The 15496-nt window shown below is 60.2% G+C and carries 15 protein-coding genes and 1 pseudogene; 9 read left to right on the forward strand and 7 right to left on the reverse strand.

Translation table 11 applies throughout. From position 1 onward, the window contains the following. A pseudogene (locus tag NW852_RS10970) lies at window positions 1–683 on the reverse strand (glutamate synthase subunit alpha); the annotation flags it as partial. A gap of 280 nt (window positions 684–963) precedes the next feature. After that, window positions 964–2037 (reverse strand): hypothetical protein, encoded by a 1074-nt coding sequence (locus NW852_RS10975; RefSeq protein ID WP_414370799.1) that lies wholly within the window; start codon window positions 2035–2037, stop codon window positions 964–966. 242 nt (window positions 2038–2279) lie between these two features. Between NW852_RS10975 and NW852_RS10980 the strand changes: the two genes are divergently transcribed. Both NW852_RS10980 and NW852_RS10985 read left to right on the forward strand, forming a co-directional pair. Next, on the forward strand, window positions 2280–3299 hold the full coding sequence (locus NW852_RS10980; RefSeq protein ID WP_414365205.1) for an ATP-binding cassette domain-containing protein: 1020 nt from the start codon (window positions 2280–2282) through the stop codon (window positions 3297–3299). Window positions 3300–3415: 116 nt separating this feature from the next. Next, window positions 3416–4270, forward strand: a complete 855-nt coding sequence (locus tag NW852_RS10985) for an ABC transporter permease (RefSeq protein WP_414370802.1) — start codon at window positions 3416–3418, stop codon at window positions 4268–4270. Window positions 4271–4293: 23 nt separating this feature from the next. On the opposite strand, the gene NW852_RS10990 is transcribed toward NW852_RS10985, so the two are convergent. Continuing rightward, window positions 4294–4509, reverse strand: coding sequence for a hypothetical protein (locus NW852_RS10990; RefSeq protein ID WP_414370835.1), 216 nt, complete (start codon window positions 4507–4509; stop codon window positions 4294–4296). Window positions 4510–4627: 118 nt separating this feature from the next. On the opposite strand from NW852_RS10990, the gene NW852_RS10995 reads away from it, so the two are divergent. Continuing rightward, window positions 4628–5272, forward strand: a complete 645-nt coding sequence (locus NW852_RS10995) for a class I SAM-dependent methyltransferase (RefSeq protein ID WP_414370804.1) — start codon at window positions 4628–4630, stop codon at window positions 5270–5272. A gap of 91 nt (window positions 5273–5363) precedes the next feature. Here NW852_RS10995 and NW852_RS11000 read toward each other — a convergent pair whose 3' ends face one another. Beyond that, window positions 5364–8540 (reverse strand): GAF domain-containing sensor histidine kinase, encoded by a 3177-nt coding sequence (locus NW852_RS11000; protein ID WP_414370806.1) that lies wholly within the window; start codon window positions 8538–8540, stop codon window positions 5364–5366. 388 nt (window positions 8541–8928) lie between these two features. After that, a complete protein-coding gene (gltX, locus tag NW852_RS11005) occupies window positions 8929–10368 on the reverse strand; it encodes a glutamate--tRNA ligase (protein ID WP_414365196.1) in 1440 nt (479 codons plus the stop codon). Window positions 10369–10595: 227 nt separating this feature from the next. On the opposite strand from gltX, the gene NW852_RS11010 reads away from it, so the two are divergent. Both NW852_RS11010 and NW852_RS11015 read left to right on the forward strand, forming a co-directional pair. Further along, entirely contained in the window at window positions 10596–10946 is a 351-nt protein-coding gene (locus NW852_RS11010) for a hypothetical protein (protein ID WP_414377866.1), read from the forward strand. A 112-nt stretch (window positions 10947–11058) separates the two neighbouring features. Next, window positions 11059–11283, forward strand: coding sequence for a DUF2555 domain-containing protein (locus NW852_RS11015; protein WP_414365193.1), 225 nt, complete (start codon window positions 11059–11061; stop codon window positions 11281–11283). Between the two features lie 26 nt (window positions 11284–11309). Here the strand turns inward: NW852_RS11015 and NW852_RS11020 are convergent, their stop codons facing one another. Both NW852_RS11020 and NW852_RS11025 read right to left on the reverse strand, forming a co-directional pair. Further along, complete coding sequence (locus tag NW852_RS11020; RefSeq protein WP_414426742.1) at window positions 11310–11852, reverse strand: hypothetical protein; 543 nt, start codon at window positions 11850–11852, stop codon at window positions 11310–11312. Between the two features lie 30 nt (window positions 11853–11882). After that, the gene (locus tag NW852_RS11025; protein ID WP_414365191.1) at window positions 11883–12158 is read right to left on the reverse strand and encodes a DUF4404 family protein; all 276 of its coding nucleotides are present in this window, start codon (window positions 12156–12158) and stop codon (window positions 11883–11885) included. Between the two features lie 198 nt (window positions 12159–12356). On the opposite strand from NW852_RS11025, the gene NW852_RS11030 reads away from it, so the two are divergent. The 4 genes from NW852_RS11030 to NW852_RS11045 form a co-directional block, all read left to right on the forward strand. Next, on the forward strand, window positions 12357–12668 hold the full coding sequence (locus tag NW852_RS11030; RefSeq protein ID WP_414385536.1) for a hypothetical protein: 312 nt from the start codon (window positions 12357–12359) through the stop codon (window positions 12666–12668). A gap of 135 nt (window positions 12669–12803) precedes the next feature. After that, entirely contained in the window at window positions 12804–13451 is a 648-nt protein-coding gene (locus tag NW852_RS11035) for an SIMPL domain-containing protein (RefSeq protein ID WP_414365187.1), read from the forward strand. Between the two features lie 332 nt (window positions 13452–13783). Next, the gene (locus NW852_RS11040; RefSeq protein WP_414368033.1) at window positions 13784–15016 is read left to right on the forward strand and encodes a response regulator; all 1233 of its coding nucleotides are present in this window, start codon (window positions 13784–13786) and stop codon (window positions 15014–15016) included. A gap of 71 nt (window positions 15017–15087) precedes the next feature. Beyond that, window positions 15088–15496 (forward strand): hypothetical protein (locus tag NW852_RS11045; protein ID WP_414385534.1); only part of this gene is annotated, 409 nt, incomplete at its 3' end.

Here is a 15496-nt window from a genome sequence, read left to right on the forward strand (position 1 = left end):
GTGGCGTAGGCGGTGGCGTAGAGGGGGTTGTGCAGATCGCGGTAAAACTGGCCCAACACGGCTGACTGCACCATGCCTTTGTAGACGATGAGCCGGCAGGAGAGGGAAGCAAAATAGATGGAGTAAAAGCCGAATCGGCTTTCCACCTGCCGCCGCAGGCGCCGCCGCAGCAAATAGAGCTGTCGCTCCAGCTCATCCCCCTCCAGCCTGGGATGGGTGAGGAGCATTTGCCAGATAGAAGGCAGGGTTTGTCGCGCCATTGGCCCCAGGCACTCCGGATTGACCGGCACCCGGCGCCAGAGGGGCCGTCCCCACTCCGTGGTGGCCAAGTAGTCGTCGATGAGCTGCCGCACTGCTTGGCACTCGGCGGGATCCGGGGGCAAGAACACCATGCCCACAGCACTGCGGCGGGGATCCCAAGCTCGGATCTCCTCCCTCTCTGCCTGCAGCAGCGCCCAGGGAATGGCCGTGGTAATGCCGGCTCCATCGCCGCTTTGGTTGTCGCCGCCACAGCCGCCGCGGTGCTCCATGCAGGTAAGGGCAGCGAGGGTTTTTTGCAGCAGCTCGTGGCTGGCCCTCCCCTGGCGATCCACCAGGAACCCGACGCCGCAGGCATCCCGCTCTTGAAAGTGCCAGCTTTCCTGCAGGATAGGAACCGAGACCTGGGAGCGATGGGGGGTCATAGGAGGAAAAACGGCTGGGAATCGTTCACGTTGTTAGAGTTGGGAAACTAGCATATCGCAATTCCATCCAACCGGAAAAGAGGGCAGCCCCACGTCAGGCTGGATTTTGCTGGGGAAGCCATCGGAATCAGCGAAGAAAACCACGAAAGGCTCACTGTGAACAGGTGCCTCGAGTTTTTTTTCTGCTGGCTTCTTGCGTAGACTTTCGCCAACTGGAGAAAACCAGGTCGTATGCTCCAGCTTGCCCCACCTCTCCTTGCCGCAACCAGCAATTTAACTGTTATCTGAAGAAGTCGGAAAATGTATTTCGCAGCTCAGAGAGTTGCTCGTTAAAGCAGGTGAGCTGATCCCCCATGGCGTTCACCATCGTCAGGTCTGCCCGCCCGGTTGCGCCCTCGGATCCCAAAAGGGGAACGCTCATGCGGCTGGGATCGGCAGGATTCTGGGAGACGCGGATAACCGTTCGCTCGCGGTTGAACTGATAGGCTTCGGCCACGTAGCGGATGGGCTCGCTCAAGCTGGGATCCACCGGCAAGTCAGGCGCTGGCAAAAGGTCCACCAGCTCGGTAAAGGTGCCGCTCCGCAGGCCCACCACGGCAGCAGCTCCCAACTGGTTGCAGATGGCAATGAGCACCGGCTCTTGGGGGCTGGCGCTAACGTTGGCCAAGGTAACAGTGACATTGGCCCGCCGGGGTGCTGGGGAGTAGGTAACCTCAAAGACGCGGGCAGGAGCATTCCCCAGTTCGTCGCGGGCGCGGAAGCGAAGCTGCCCCCTGTAGGGCAGGATGGAGGAGAAGTAGAGGCCAAAGCGGTCGCCGGGGCCCCGTCCGGGGATACTGGCCTGCCCAGGGACGTAGGCGAGGACGGCGCGGCTTTGCCAGTTGTTGGGCGGCGCATAGGGCAGCAGGGGGCCACTGGTGAGGCTGGGAGGTTCTCTGGAAGGGGGATCCGGCTGGCCATCCCTGTTCAGATCCAGGCCGTTGCCCAAGAAAGCCAGCGAGCGCTGCAGCAGGAGGGGGCGGTTTTGGTTATCGACCAGAGGAGGTTGCCCTTCTGCCAGCCCTGCATTCTCCACATAGACGTTGAAAGGACGATTCAAGATCTGGTTGTCCCGCTGCCGCCGCAGGTTGAACTGAAGGTAGGGCCCCACCGCGCCTGCTGTCGGGGATCCCCCTGTAATGGCAAAGTCGTCGGCCCGCAAAAAGGCATTTTCCAGCGGGCTAAGCGGGGTTGTTCCCTCGCCGCAGCCGACCAGGCCAAGGGCAAAGGTTACCAAAGTTACAAGGGTTGCGACAGAGCCCCCTTTGGGGAAAGCTGGCAAGGGGGGCCGGCAGGCAAGCTTTGGCTTGAGCATTCCTCTCCTCTCCACAACCGTTGGCGACGGTTTAGCCCAACCGAACTCAATGGCAAGATGGGCAGGGATCCGCCCGCACCTAACCCAATGGCCTGAACCACTATATCCTGAGCCTCGATCTGGATCCCACCATCCCTATGGAGTTGGGAGCCATGGGATCGGCGATAGGGAGGGAGGAATTGAGGGAATCGCTACTCCTTTCTCCTGAGCCGGCTTGATAGCCTAGAGGGAGCGAAAGGTGGATGCCCATGTCAGATACCCCTGCGGTCTTGGTTCAACAACTCCAGAAGCGCTACGGATCCACCGTGGCGGTGGCGGATGTCTCCTTCCAAGTAGAGCCCGGCCAGATCTATGGCCTTCTCGGCCCCAATGGCGCCGGCAAAACCACCACTCTGCACTGCCTGTGCACCCTGCTGCGCCCTGATGCAGGCCGGATCGAGGTGTGCGGGATCCCGGTCAATGAAAATCCCAAGGCGGTACGCGAAAAGCTGGGCTTTGTTGCCCAGGAGGTGGCCTTGGATAAGGTGCTGACGGGGCGAGAATTGTTGCAGTTGCAGGCGGATCTCTACCACCTGCCGCGGCCTCTGGCCCAAGAGCGGATCGCTGCTGTCCTGGAATTGCTGGGACTGGCCGACCGCGCCGACCAACGCATCGGCACCTACTCCGGCGGCTTGCGCAAACGCCTAGATCTGGCGGCAGGACTGCTCCACCAGCCCCAGGTGTTGGTTTTGGACGAGCCCACGGTGGGCCTGGATATTCCCAGCCGGCAGGCCATCTGGGACTTTCTGCGCCAGCTTAAAAACACCGGTGTGACGGTGGTGCTCAGCAGCCATTACCTGGAGGAGATCGACCTGTTGGCCGACCGGGTGGCCATCATCGACCGCGGCAAGGTGATTGCCGAAGGCACCCCAGAAGAGCTAAAAGCCCGCGTCGGCGGCGAGCGCATCACCCTCAAGCTGCAGGAGTTTGCGCCGCCAGAACTGGCCCAGCGGGGGGCCGAACTGCTGGCATCCCTGCCCTTTGTCCAAAAAGTGGTGATCAACAGCGCCCAGGGCAACGCCCTCAACTTGGTGGTGCGGCGCAACGGGGAGGATCCCCTCAGCCAGATCCGCGCCCAGCTCGAGGCCCACGGTCTGGAGATCTTCAGCAGCACCCAATCTCGCCCCAGCTTGGATGACGTGTATTTGGCAGCAACCGGGCAAACGCTCCTGGATGCGGAGCTGGCCGCTGCCGAGTCCAACTTAGGCAAAAAGAAAAAGTAACTTCATCACCTCCCTATTAAACCCTGGTGATCCCTGTGCAAGCGCATATCGAGATACTAGTTGGCTGCTCGATTGGACACTGCATTGATTGATCGCAACCCTACAGGAGTTTTGGTATGACCTCTACCGCTTCCCCAGTTCCATCCAACCCAATTCCTTTATTTACAGCCGACTTTTGGCAGGAGACTTTTGCCCTTACCCGCCGCTTGTTTATCCAACTGCAGCGTCGCCCCACAACCCTGCTGGTCGGCATCATCCAGCCGCTGCTTTGGTTGATTTTGTTCGGGGCCTTGTTCCAGAATGCTCCTGCCGGCATTTTCGGGGCCGGACAAAACTACACCCAGTTTTTGGGGGCAGGCGTGATCGTGTTTACGGCCTTTGGCGGGGCCTTGAATGCCGGCGTGCCGGTGATTTTCGACCGGGAATTTGGATTTTTAAACCGATTGCTGGTGGCTCCCCTCACCTCTCGCTTTTCCATCGTGCTGGCCTCTAGCCTGTTCATCGTCAGCTTGGCGCTGCTGCAGACGGCGGTGATTGTGGGGGCAGACTATGCCCTCGGAGGCGGGATCCCGGACGGGCGGGGCTTGGCGGTGGTGGCCCTGATCGTGGGCCTGTTGGTCTTGGGCTTTACAGCCCTGAGCTTAGGCCTGGCCTTTGCCATGCCGGGGCACCAGCAGTTGCTGGCTTTTATCTTCTTGGTCAATTTACCCCTGATTTTCTCCAGCACCGCTTTGGCTCCCCTCAGCTTTATGCCCACCTGGCTGCGCTGGGTGGCCAGCCTCAACCCACTCACCTTTGCCATCGAGCCCATCCGCCACGTCTATCGCAGCAGCACCTGGAGTTTTGCCGATGTGGTGCTGCAGGCCCCCTGGGGCGATCTCACTCTGGCGGGATCCCTGAGCCTCTTGACGGGGTTTGTGGTGGTGTCGGTTCTGCTGGTACAGGGGGTGCTGCGCAAGAGTTTGGCCTGAGCACTTTGCCCAGGCTGCACCCCTCAAAGCCACTGGCGGGAGACGGACTTCTCCAGCTCCGCCTGTGCTTGCTGCACCAGGGCTAGAGGGCTGTCCTTTGCTGGCGAGAGATGTAGAGGAGGGGTGAGGCTGCGGGCCTGCAGAGCCATGTGGAGCTGGAGTTCGGTTACATAGTCGCGCAGGACAAAGCCAGCGGCAGAAGAGGAGCGAGCTGTAGCGGAAGCGTAAGACGCAGACATCACGGCAAGAGATCCCTCGAAAATTGCCACCGTTGCCCTGCTACGCTATCACGCCCGCCCCCCCGTGAGGGAGTTCCAGAATGTTAGCTTTGATTAAGCTTTGCAAAGGATTTTTGCCATGGCCGTTCTTGAAGATTGGCAGCGCTCCAAGTTGGATCCCAGTGACGATGCCCTCTTTTACAGCCATCCCCGCTTTGTAACCCACGTAGATGCCGGCTTTATCGGCCAGCTCACCGATCTGTACCGTGAGCATTTGCGGCCCCAGACCCGCATTCTCGATCTAATGAGCAGTTGGGTTTCCCACCTGCCGCCGGAGATAGACTTTGCCCATGTGGAAGGGCATGGGATGAATGCTGAGGAACTGGCAGCCAATCCCCGCCTTAACCATTTCTTCGTCCAGAACCTCAACCAAAACCCGCTCCTGCCTTTGCCGGACTGCACTTTTGATGCGGTGCTGAACGCAGTTTCAGTGCAGTACCTGCAGCAGCCGGAAGAGGTGTTTGCCGAGGTATATCGCATCCTCAGGCCCCAGGGCCTTTTCATTGTCAGCTTCTCCAACCGCATGTTTTTCCAGAAGGCAATCCAGGCCTGGCGGGATAGCTCGGAAGCAGAGCGGGTGGAGCTGGTCAAGCGCTATTTTAAGTCGGTGCCGGGGTTCGAGATCGTCGAGGTGATCCAGCGGCCTGCTCCCCTGGGTTGGCTTGCCTTTTTGGCCGGTGGGGATCCCTTCTACGCCGTGGTTGGGCGGCGAACCGAGGCATGAGGCCATCCATCTCGCGTGTGGCGCCCTTAGATTTCTGGACTCCAACCTGCATGCGGCTGCAGTTCCCCGGCCCTGGGAGGCAGGTTGCTCCCTACCGAACAGCGGGGGTGAAGGGATCCCTGGGGCCAACTTCAGAAGGGGGCGGCAAAGGGATCTGCAGCTCCACCACTGTGCCGCTACCCAAGCGGCGGTTGCGCCAGGTGATGGTTGCCCCAATTAACTCGGCTCGGTAGCGCATGTTGAGCAATCCATGGCCGTGGCCAGGTTCCTGATCCACCCCACCGTTGAACTCCGGCATGCCCCGGCCATCGTCGATGATCTTCAGCTCCAGGTGAGTGTAGGGGGCTTTGGGATTGACAGAAGGCTCCTCTGCTCCGCTACCGGCTTGGATCTTGGGCTGAATAGTGATGTCGATGCGCCGTGCCCCTGCGTGTTTGACGATGTTGTTCAGCGCCTCCTGTACGATCCGAAAGATGTTGCTTTGGCAGGCGGGGCTGAGACGGGAGAGCAGGTCATCAGCGCGGTTGTCGAAGCGGGTGAGAAGCGGGTGAGGAGAACGCTGGGCCGCCCGTTCTAGAAGGCTGCGCAGAGCCGGGCCCAGGTTAAAAGCCCGCATGGCCAGCGGCTGCAGATCCTCGACGATCCCCCGCAACTCAGCCATGGTCTCCTGCAGTTGGACGCTCATGGCGCGTAGCTGAGCCTGACCGGCAGGGCTGAGGGTCGGATTGCTGGCGAGCTCCTGAATCTGACGAGACAGAGCTCCCAGATCCGCCAGGGTCTGATCGTGCAGATCGGCGGCCAGGCGACGACTTTCCGCCTCTCGCCCCTCGGTCAGTCCTTGCAAGGCTGCTGCCGTTGCCTCTTGACGGCGAACCTGCTCGTAGAAGGAGGCCCGCTGTAGCGCCACTGCCGCAATGTCCGCCAGCGCTTCCACCAAGTCCCTATCTGCAGGGGAAAATCCGGCGGCTTCGGGGGCAGTATCGGCAGCGGGAGGCTTCCGGCCTACCGTCGCCAGGGGCGGAATGGAGGCGCAGAGCACACCCGCGATCTGGTTGGCATCGGTAACTAGGGGTACACACAGTAGGGAGCGGATACCCTTCTGCAACAGCGTCTGGCGGGTGGGAGGAGGCAGCGGAAAGGTTTGAACATCGGGGATCAGCAGCGTGTCCAGATGGGTGTAGCAATTTACCCCGATGAGCTGGCTCAGCTCAGGGGGCAACGTCTGCCCCACCTGGCAGGGGATCCCCGGCTGACGGCGGTATTCCTGAAGAATGGCGAGGGGTTCTGAGGGTGGAGCGGCTGCAAGCTGTTGAGCGCTCGGCCCATAGCCGCTCCGCGGCGCCACCAAAGTACAGTGATCGACCTGCAAAGCTTCCGCCATGCCCTCCAGAGCAATCTCTACCACTTGGTGGGGATCATAGGTGCCGCTGAGGCGCTGGGCAACCTGGCGCAACAGGCTTTCCCGCTGGGCCGAGATGCGGGTTTGCTCGTAAAGTTGCGCTTGTTTGAGGGCGATCCCTGCCTGCTCAGCCACGGCTTCCGCCAACTCCAGATCCTCCGGCTGCCAGGGGGAAGGAGCCAGGGATCCGCCGCGAGGGTAGCGCAGCAGAGCAATCCCCCCCAACACTTCCTGTTGTCGCTGCGGATGGTCAGAGGCAAACAAAGGCACCCACAACAACCCGCTTCCCTGCCGCTGCGGCTTCAGGTTGTCCCAAGACTGGAGGTTCTGCGGCTCCGGCACCACCACCGGCTCCTTCAAGGTGGTCAACAGGCTGGCTGCCAAGCGCAACTTGGCCTGAACCGTTTCCGACAATTCCAGCGGGATCCCCGGCTCCGCCCAGGGCTGCTGGAGGGATCCCGTCAGCGGGGCATCCAGCAGGGGCTCCGTCCCGCTTACGCGCACGGCAGGGGTGAGCTCCGGTGCATAGATGCCCACAGGATGCAGCAGCTCCTGTTCCGGCTGCCAAAGGGCCAAGATACACACATCCGCCTGAAAAGCTGCACCAATCTGCTGGGTAATCGCGTGGAAGAGAGTGGTGGGCTCCAGGCTGGAGCGAATTGCCGCTGTGATCGAGTGCAACAGCGCCAGCCGTTCCGCCTGCCGATGGGCCCGCTCAAACAGGCTGGAACGAGTTAGGGCAATCGCCAGTTGGTAGGCCACCGAGCGCAACAGGTCAATCTCCTCCGGCTGCCAGGGGTGCGGTGTAGTTAGGTATACCCCCAGCAGCCCGATCATCCCCCCTGGCGCAGCAGCCAGGTCGGATCGGCCCGTCTGCGGATCCCTGCCGCCGGCCTCCCCCAGCCCTGCTCCCGCTGAGCCCACCGATTGCAACGGGATCAGCACCGCCGAGCGAGCCTGTAGCGCATGGAAAGCGGCCAGCCCTTGCGGCGGCAACAGATGTTCCTGATCCGGCAGCAAAGGCAGGGCTATTTGCACCACCTGTCCCTCCTGTAACCGCTCGCACAGCGAGCCAAAATCTTGGGTTCGGTAAACCTGCCCCAGTGACGGGGCCAGCCCAGGGCTTAGGGCCTCGTGGGTAACCTGAACCGTCTCCTGAGCCGGGTTGATACTGTAAAAACAGCAGCGGCTCAGCCCCTTCACCCCTTTCGATAGAAAAGCGTGCTGCAGCTCCCCAAGCGCAGTGCTGACGATTTGATCCCACTGCAGAAAGCGGTGAACGGTGCTGGTGATGCGGTTGAGCAACGCCTCCCGCACCGCCTGTCGGCGGCTGCGCTCCAGCAGCTTGGCATTGATAATGGCGCTGGCCGTATAGGAACAAAGAAACTTCACTACTTCTATAAAGCTGGCCTCCAAGGGTGTCCAGCTCAGCAGAGCCAAAGCGCCCAGCCGCTCCTCCCCCCGGTTAATCGGGTAGGCGACAAAGCCCCGCAGGCCATTGGCCTTCACCCATTCCGGGGCAGGCATCCAGACCTCTTGATCCGGGTTGTTGCTCAAGAGGGGCAATCCTTGCTGAACCACACGCCCCATAGGGCTGTCATCCGGGTAGATTCGCTCAATTTGGGCGTGAGCAGGGCTGAGCAGGCCAGCATGGGCCACCGATCGAAAGCAACCCTCTTGCAGGTCGAAAAACCAGAGGCGAGCGGAGGCCACGCCCAGGCGGCTCACCATCTGCTGCACTAGGGTTTGAGCCAACTTGAGCAGGCCCTGCTCCCACACCTCCGGCTCTACTGCTTCTGAAGACTCTTGCGAAGAGAGCAGCACCAGTTCCTGAACAATTTGGTTGGCAGCCTGAAGCTGGATCAACAAAGTCGAATCCGGATCGACACAGCAGGGTAGCTTGGTAGCCCCGTACTCAGCGCTCCGCGCCGCTAGCACGAGGAGTACGGTGCGGAAAAGCCCGTTCGCGTTAGCGGGACGTAGTCCTTGAGCAACTTGAGTCGCTCGCCAATGTTATAGCTCTATCCTAAGCAAGCACCCACCCCGGTGAAAGACCCGGACAGTGCTGTCAGTCAACAAGTAAGCGGAACCTTGAGACTGGGTTCCAAGGAGCCGTCTAGGGGCGTCTCGACAGCGCCTTTGCGAGTCTGTCTGTGGACTGCGCAAGAGTTCCCCGACTAAAGTCGGGGGAGTGTCAAAAGCCTGCAAAGGCATAGCAGCAAGCAATAGAAAAAAAGTAGACTCCAACAGCCTGAGGTCAGGCAACCAATCGCTGCACCGCCTCCAGCCGCCCCAAAGCCCAACCCCGCCGCTGCAGCAGCGCAAAAGAGGCCATCAAATCCGGCCCCTGCAGCTCCCCTGTCAGGGCGGCCCGCAAGCTCTTTAGCAGCAGGCCCTTTTTCATCCCCTGGCTTTTGGCCACCTCTTCCACCAGCAGTTTTAAGCTGTCCGCAGAAACTGGCTGGGGCAGCTCAGCAGCAGCCAACGTGGCAGCCATGGCAGCCATCGCTTCTGCCACCCCCGGCAGGCGCAACTGTTCCAGAGCTGGCAACGAGTAGCTAAGGGGCTCTTGAAACAAAAAACGGCTGAGGGGAGGAGCCTCCGTCAGGCGGTCGATGCCCTCGGCGATTAGGCGGGCCACATCTTCCAGCCAAGTGGGATCCGGCACCGCTCCCAGGTCAAACCCCGCCGCCTGCCAAAAGGGGGTAAGTCGCTCCACCAATTCTGCCGGGGAGAGCTGCTTGATGTACTGGCTGTTGAGCCAGTTGAGCTTGTCCCAATCAAAACGAGCGGCAGCCCGGTTGACCCGGTCGAAGTCAAACATCGTAGCTGCCTTTTCCAACGAGAAAATCTCTTCCCCATCAGGGGGGGACCAACTCAACAAAGCCAGGTAATTGTTGAGGGCTTCCGGCAAGAAGCCCATCTGCTGAAACTCGGTTACCGAGGTTGCCCCATCCCGCTTGGAGAGCTTCTTCCCTTCTGGATTCAGGATCAGGGGAGAATGGGCAAATTGCGGCGGCTCGTGGCCCAGGGCGCGGTAGAGCAAGATCTGCTTGGGGGTGTTGCCAATGTGGTCTTCGCCACGGATGACGTGGGTGATGCCCATGTCGATGTCGTCGACCACCACTGCCAAGTTGTAGAGAGGGTAGCCATCCGCCCGGGCGATCACCATGTCCCCCCCCAAATCTTGGGTGTTCCAGGTGATGGGGCCGCGGATGAGATCCACCCACGACACCTCCATCGGCTCCTCGATCTTGAAGCGGATCACCGGCTGCCGCCCCTCGGCCTCGTAGGCCCGTCGCTGTTCCTCGGTGAGAAAACGGTGGCGGTTGTCGTAGCGGGGGGCTTTGCCGGCGGCCTTCTGGGCGGCGCGCATTGCTTCCAGCTCCGCCTCGCTGACATAGCAGCGGTAGGCCAGCCCCTGGTCCAAAAGCTGCTGCACCACCGCTTGGTAGCGCGCAATGCGGTTGGATTGGTAGATGGGCCCCTCATCCCAATCCAGTCCCAGCCAGGCTAGCCCTGCCAAGATGTTGCGGGTGTAGCGGGGGGAAGAGCGCTCGCGGTCGGTGTCTTCAATGCGCAAAATGAACTGGCCACCGTGGCGGCGAGCATAGAGCCAGTTAAACACTGCCGTCCGGGCGGTGCCAATGTGCAAATTTCCGGTTGGGCTGGGGGCAAGGCGAACGCGAACACTCACAGGCTTATGGATCCCAAGCAGAGCATCTTGATCCTAGTCGGCAAGGGGATCCCTTGTCATGTTGGGGGCTGCAACCGTTGCCAACCGAGGTCTTTCGGGTAGAATCCGCCTTAGCTGCTGGTCAAGAGGTAGGCTCCTTGGGGGTCAAGGTTGGTGGGCAACGCCCAGATTCTGCTTTCTCCGGTGTTGAGGAACAAACCACTGTAGCGTAGGAGGAACTACAGCACATGCGTCTAACCCTGGCAATTGTTCTGGGCTGTCTAGCCGGCGGGATCCCGGTTGGATCGGCTTTTGCCCAAATCACCTATCCCTCCTATCCGGTGGGGGAAGCCCTAGATCAAATCTTGCTGGATACGGGCAAGGAGGCCGACCCAGTCATTTTCCCTGAGGAAGTGGTGCGCTCCCAGGCCCGGCGAACCACTGCCTTCTTCACCACTTTGCTGAACCAGCGCACCAACATCCCCCCCTTGCGCTCGCTGGATTTGCCCAGCCCTTATCAAGCTTCGGTTCGCACCCAGGCTGGCTATTACCGCGTGACTCAGACAGAGCCTGTTTTGGACTCTGAACTCCTCCGCTAGGCAAGGCAGATGCCCAGCCTGCATTGTGTAGAACCTCTACAAATTCGCGTTTTCGGCCAGGGGGCGTCGGGCCGAGAGGCTAAGATCGGCTTGTAGCGTGTTCAGGCTACCTATGTCTGCCCGATCCAAAGTAGAGGCCCTCCCCAAGGGTAGGGATCCCCGCCAATTCACTGCAGCCGATGTGGCGGCCATTGCAGAGCGGCTGGAGCGCAACGAGTACCCTAACGTCTTCGACTGCCTGGAAGATTGGCACACGCTGCAGGCTATTGCTTTTTACTCTCCGGAGCTGGTGGCTCCCTACGCCCACTTGTTGGAGTGGGAAGTGGATGAGGACTAGATTTGCTCAGAAAGAATCCCCCCTCCTCAAGTAGAAGGGGGAGAGGAACTTCCATCTAACCCTTGTCTGCGAATAAGATAGCGCACTTCTTCGAGGAGAACGTTAAACCTCTGGTCATTCTCGATCTGACGCTGGTTGATGGCCTGGATGGCGCGTTCGTGCTCTTGTTGCAATGCAGTAAGAGTGATGAGAGCTTGAGTTACTTCCTCAGCCCATTCAGCCAAGTGTGCTAAATCTGAGCGGGTCTCGCGGACAACTTCCTGTAAGTCTCTCAAACCTTGCGCCTGGGCCATATTTTGCTCGTGGCTTTCTCGGATGGCCTGGCGCAACTGCTCGATTTCCCGACTGCGAGCAGCGTTTTGCTCGCTCAGCTCGGCGTGGCTTTCTCGGATGGCCTGGCGCAACTGCTCGATTTCCCGACTGCGAGCAGCGTTTTGCTCGCTCAGCTCGGCGTGGCTTTCTCGGATGGCCTGGCGTAGCTCTTGGATCTCGCGGCTGTTGGCCGCAATCTGCTCGGCTGCCTGGGCTAGGAGTTGTTCTGCTCGATCTAAGCGGTCTTGGCTGTTCATTCTGAAACCCTCGGATACCCACTGGGGGAACTACAGACCCATCCCTGCCAGTGTGTCGATCACTTGCTCCAGGATCAGGGTGAGGTTGGGGTGGGAGGTTTCAAACAGGGCCAGCGCTTCCCCAATGCGAGCTTTCCGCCCTTGGTTTCGTGAGCTCTCGGTTGGGGATCCCAGCTCGGCCAGCACCGCCTCTACCTCCTGGCGAATGGTGGCGATGTGCTGCCGCTGCTTTTCATCCAAGCCAGGGGTTTTTTGCAACTCAACATCCAGGTCGTGCAGCAGTTGTCGCAGTTTCGATGCAGCCATTCTCAAAAAGACCTTATTAATTCACTCAATCAACAAATCGAGTTTTGACCACGCTGACTCAATCATACGTCCTGTGGGCAGGAGCGGAGATCGCTCTTTTGGAAGCGGCTAAGGCGGCAAAGGTTAACTTTTGCAGCCGGGGATCCCAGCCTTGGAGCAACTCCCATACGATGGGCAATAGCCTTGCTGTCTATCTCTATGTCTGAGCTGGCATTGGCCCTGCTGGGGGCAGTGGTTGCCGTTGCCCTGTTCCTGGGAATTTTTGTCTGGGAACAAAGACGCAGCCAGGAGCTGCTGCAGCGGTGGGCGGCAAAGCATGGCTACTCCATTCTGAGCCAGGAGGCGCGGTATTGGCGGCTGGGGCCTTTTTCCGGCAGCACTTCCAAGTATCAACGCGTGTTTTATGTGCGGATACGCAATCCGGGGGGGCAAGAACGCAGCGGCTGGGTGAGGTTAGGGAACTGGTGGCTGGGGCTTTTGTCAGATCAGGTGGAGGAACGGTGGGAGTAGGCTGGGGTTAACGACTGAAAGGGGGAAGTAATGGACAGGCTCAAGGGGTGGAAAAGGCTGAAGGGGGTGGCCTGGCTGGGCGTGGTACTGGCGCTGGCACTGTTGGGTTGGAACGCAATCGCTGGAGGCGGGGCAATGGCCAGTCCCGGTGAGGGATCCCGAACCTTGACGGTAACCGGCCAGGGATCTGTTGCGGTGGAAACCTCCATTGCCGTAATCCGGCTGGGGGTGGTGCTCCAAGGGGAGACAGCCCAAGCGGTACAGCAGCAGGTGGCCGAGCGCTCGGAGCGGCTGGTGAACCGCCTCAAAGAGCTGCAGGTGAGCGCCCTGCAGACCACCGGCATTTCTCTCTATCCCCAATACGACTACCAGCAGAGCCCACCCCGCCTGACCGGGGTACAGGGGCAAAACAGCCTGCAATTTGAAGTACCCATAGCCCGAGCCGGACAGGTGCTGGATGAAGCCGTGGCCGCCGGAGCCACCCAGGTGGAATCGGTCAGCTTCCGAGCGGATGAGGCCACCTTGCTGCAGGCGCGCAGCCGTGCCCTGACCCAGGCCGTGGAAGATGCCCAACGTCAAGCCAGCGATGTGTTGAGGGCCTTGAACCTGAGCATTCGTTCTGTGGAGGGCATCCAAATTCACAGCGAGGGCTCCATCGCGCCGCCAGTTCCTCTAGCAGGCATGGGTGGAGCGGAGTATGCTCGCCTACAGGCAGCCTCCACACCGGTGGAAGGAGGACAACAAGCCGTGCGCGCCCAAGTCACGCTTGAGATTCGTTTCTAGGTTCCTGGGGTGGCCATGAAGTCACGGCGAACCCTGCCTTCCCTCTCCCTGGGGCAGAGGAGGATTCCCCCTGGGGGCGTGAGGAGCAGTAGCGGGGAACGCCCAGAAGCATCTTCCTCGCGTTTAGAATGACTGCGAAACTTCAAAAATCTCAAAAAAATAACCCGGCAAAGTTAGGTAGTGGCTGCCAATCCCTACGTCTAGAATAACGATGGAAAACACGGGAAAGTTTGCTTTCCCGGATTTCCTTGTCATCTGGCTTTGGCTTACCCGTGGATCCCAATTTGGAGAACGCTGCTGCCACTGGTACGTCTGAAGGCCCTCAGGCGGGCTTGGGCGCTAGCAAAGGCGGAGCCAGCAGCTTGCGGGCCCATGTGCTGATCGTGGATGACAGTTACATGGTGGCAGAGATGTTGTCCAACTTTTTGGGTAAGCAGGGCTGTAGTATTTCTTATGCTTTGGATGGCTTGTCTGCCCTGGAGCAAATCCGCCGCCGGATCCCAGATCTCATCATCGCCGACTGGGTCATGCCCAATCTAAATGGCCTGGATCTATGCCGGCAGCTACGGCAATCACCCGAATATGCTTGGGTGTACTACATCCTCATGACCGCCCGCGAGGGCAACGACAGCATGGAGCGGGCGTTAGAAGCCGGAGCCGATGAGTTCCTCTCCAAGCCCTTTCAGGCGGCAGAGCTGCTGACGCGGGTGCGGGCAGGGCTGCGCATTGTGGAGAGCCGCCGCCAGCAATATCTGCTCCAGACTGGACAAAAACAAGTCTCATCTCCTTCTGGCTCGGTTGCTTTGGGCAATCGGCAGGATTTGGTTACTCGCTTGCCGTTGCGGGTGGCCCAAGCCCGTGCCCAATCAGATCCCCTCAGTTTGTTTGTGCTGCGCTTGGCCAACCTCAGTGCGCTGGGGCAAGGCCTAGAGGCCGGCGGTCGGGCTGCTCTTCTCAAGCTGTTTACGGATCGCTTGGCCCACAACTTGCGAGAGGGGGATGACCTCTTTTGCTACGACGAGGGGCAGTTTATTGTGGTGCTGCCGGGGAGCACTCTGGCTGCTGCCCAGATTGCCGCCGAGCGCTGCTGCCAGCGGTTGATCCAGGATCCCTTTGTGGTGAATGGGCGAGCGCTGCCGGTGCAGCTTCAATTTGGGGCGGCCACCCTCACAGATAAGGACGATCCCAAGGGGGTGGCCCTGGTGCGACGGGCTGCCCAAGCCCTGCGAGACAGCAAAAATGTCCACACTTCGGTGGTGACTGCACCCCATCCCATCCCGGTTTCCGATTGCAGTAGCGGGACGGCGTCCTCAGAGCTGCTGAAGCGTTTGCAACATCTAGAAAAAGAGAATGCCGAGCTACGCCAAGAGCTGGAAACTCGCCTCAGGCAGCTCGAGGAGTTGCGGCAACACAACCAGGATCTCAGCCAAGGGGTGCGTGAGCCTAGGGCTGAGCGGTTTGAAGCTGGATCCCGCTCTCAGCAGCCCTTGGGGATCCGCCGGCGGAAACCGCGGCGGCGTCTGAAGCGTCAACTGGGCCGCGGAGGATGGCGACTGCGCCGGTAAGTCCAATCCCCAGAACCCGGCGGTGGGCTGGCCGCAGCAGAATAGGCAGGTGGGAGGTGGGAAGAACAGCCATGTTCAATTCTAGTCGGAGCCAATCCGCCATCTGGAAGCCAGCAAGAAGGTGGTTTCTCAACAACATCGAGCTGATCCTGACGGCGGTGGGGATAGGCGTAATCCTACTCAGCGGCTGGGTGGCCAGCCGCAGCGCTCTTTCCGTGGCGACGGCAACGGCGATCAGCGCCACCGTGGTGGGAGTTATCCACGGCATTCTGTTCTGGCTGTTACGGCGGCGGCAACGCCGGGTGCGGCAGGAGGCGATCGGGCAAATTCGGGAAATGCTGGAAGATCTGGGCAAAAACCGGTTGCAAACCATCAAGATGAGCCTGTACCTGGTGCAGGTGCGCCAGCCAGATCAAGAAGAGCGCACCCGCCAAAGCTTTGACCGCGTCTACCAGATCCTGGGCGAGATGAGCAGTTTAA

This window comes from Synechococcus sp. H60.1 (genome assembly GCF_047462335.1).
Taxonomy (GTDB): Bacteria; Cyanobacteriota; Cyanobacteriia; order Thermostichales; family Thermostichaceae; genus Thermostichus.

Excerpts from the sequence above, each read along its gene's own strand:
- NW852_RS10975 (WP_414370799.1), bottom strand. The coding sequence starts at position 2,037 with ATGCTCAAGCCAAAGCTTGCCTGCCGGCCCCCCTTGCCAGCTTTCCCC.
- NW852_RS10980 (WP_414365205.1), top strand. The coding sequence starts at position 2,280 with ATGCCCATGTCAGATACCCCTGCGGTCTTGGTTCAACAACTCCAGAAG.
- NW852_RS10985 (WP_414370802.1), top strand. The coding sequence starts at position 3,416 with ATGACCTCTACCGCTTCCCCAGTTCCATCCAACCCAATTCCTTTATTT.
- NW852_RS10990 (WP_414370835.1), bottom strand. The coding sequence starts at position 4,509 with ATGTCTGCGTCTTACGCTTCCGCTACAGCTCGCTCCTCTTCTGCCGCT.
- NW852_RS10995 (WP_414370804.1), top strand. The coding sequence starts at position 4,628 with ATGGCCGTTCTTGAAGATTGGCAGCGCTCCAAGTTGGATCCCAGTGAC.
- NW852_RS11010 (WP_414377866.1), top strand. The coding sequence starts at position 10,596 with ATGCGTCTAACCCTGGCAATTGTTCTGGGCTGTCTAGCCGGCGGGATC.
- NW852_RS11015 (WP_414365193.1), top strand. The coding sequence starts at position 11,059 with ATGTCTGCCCGATCCAAAGTAGAGGCCCTCCCCAAGGGTAGGGATCCC.
- NW852_RS11020 (WP_414426742.1), bottom strand. The coding sequence starts at position 11,852 with ATGAACAGCCAAGACCGCTTAGATCGAGCAGAACAACTCCTAGCCCAG.
- NW852_RS11025 (WP_414365191.1), bottom strand. The coding sequence starts at position 12,158 with ATGGCTGCATCGAAACTGCGACAACTGCTGCACGACCTGGATGTTGAG.
- NW852_RS11030 (WP_414385536.1), top strand. The coding sequence starts at position 12,357 with ATGTCTGAGCTGGCATTGGCCCTGCTGGGGGCAGTGGTTGCCGTTGCC.
- NW852_RS11035 (WP_414365187.1), top strand. The coding sequence starts at position 12,804 with ATGGCCAGTCCCGGTGAGGGATCCCGAACCTTGACGGTAACCGGCCAG.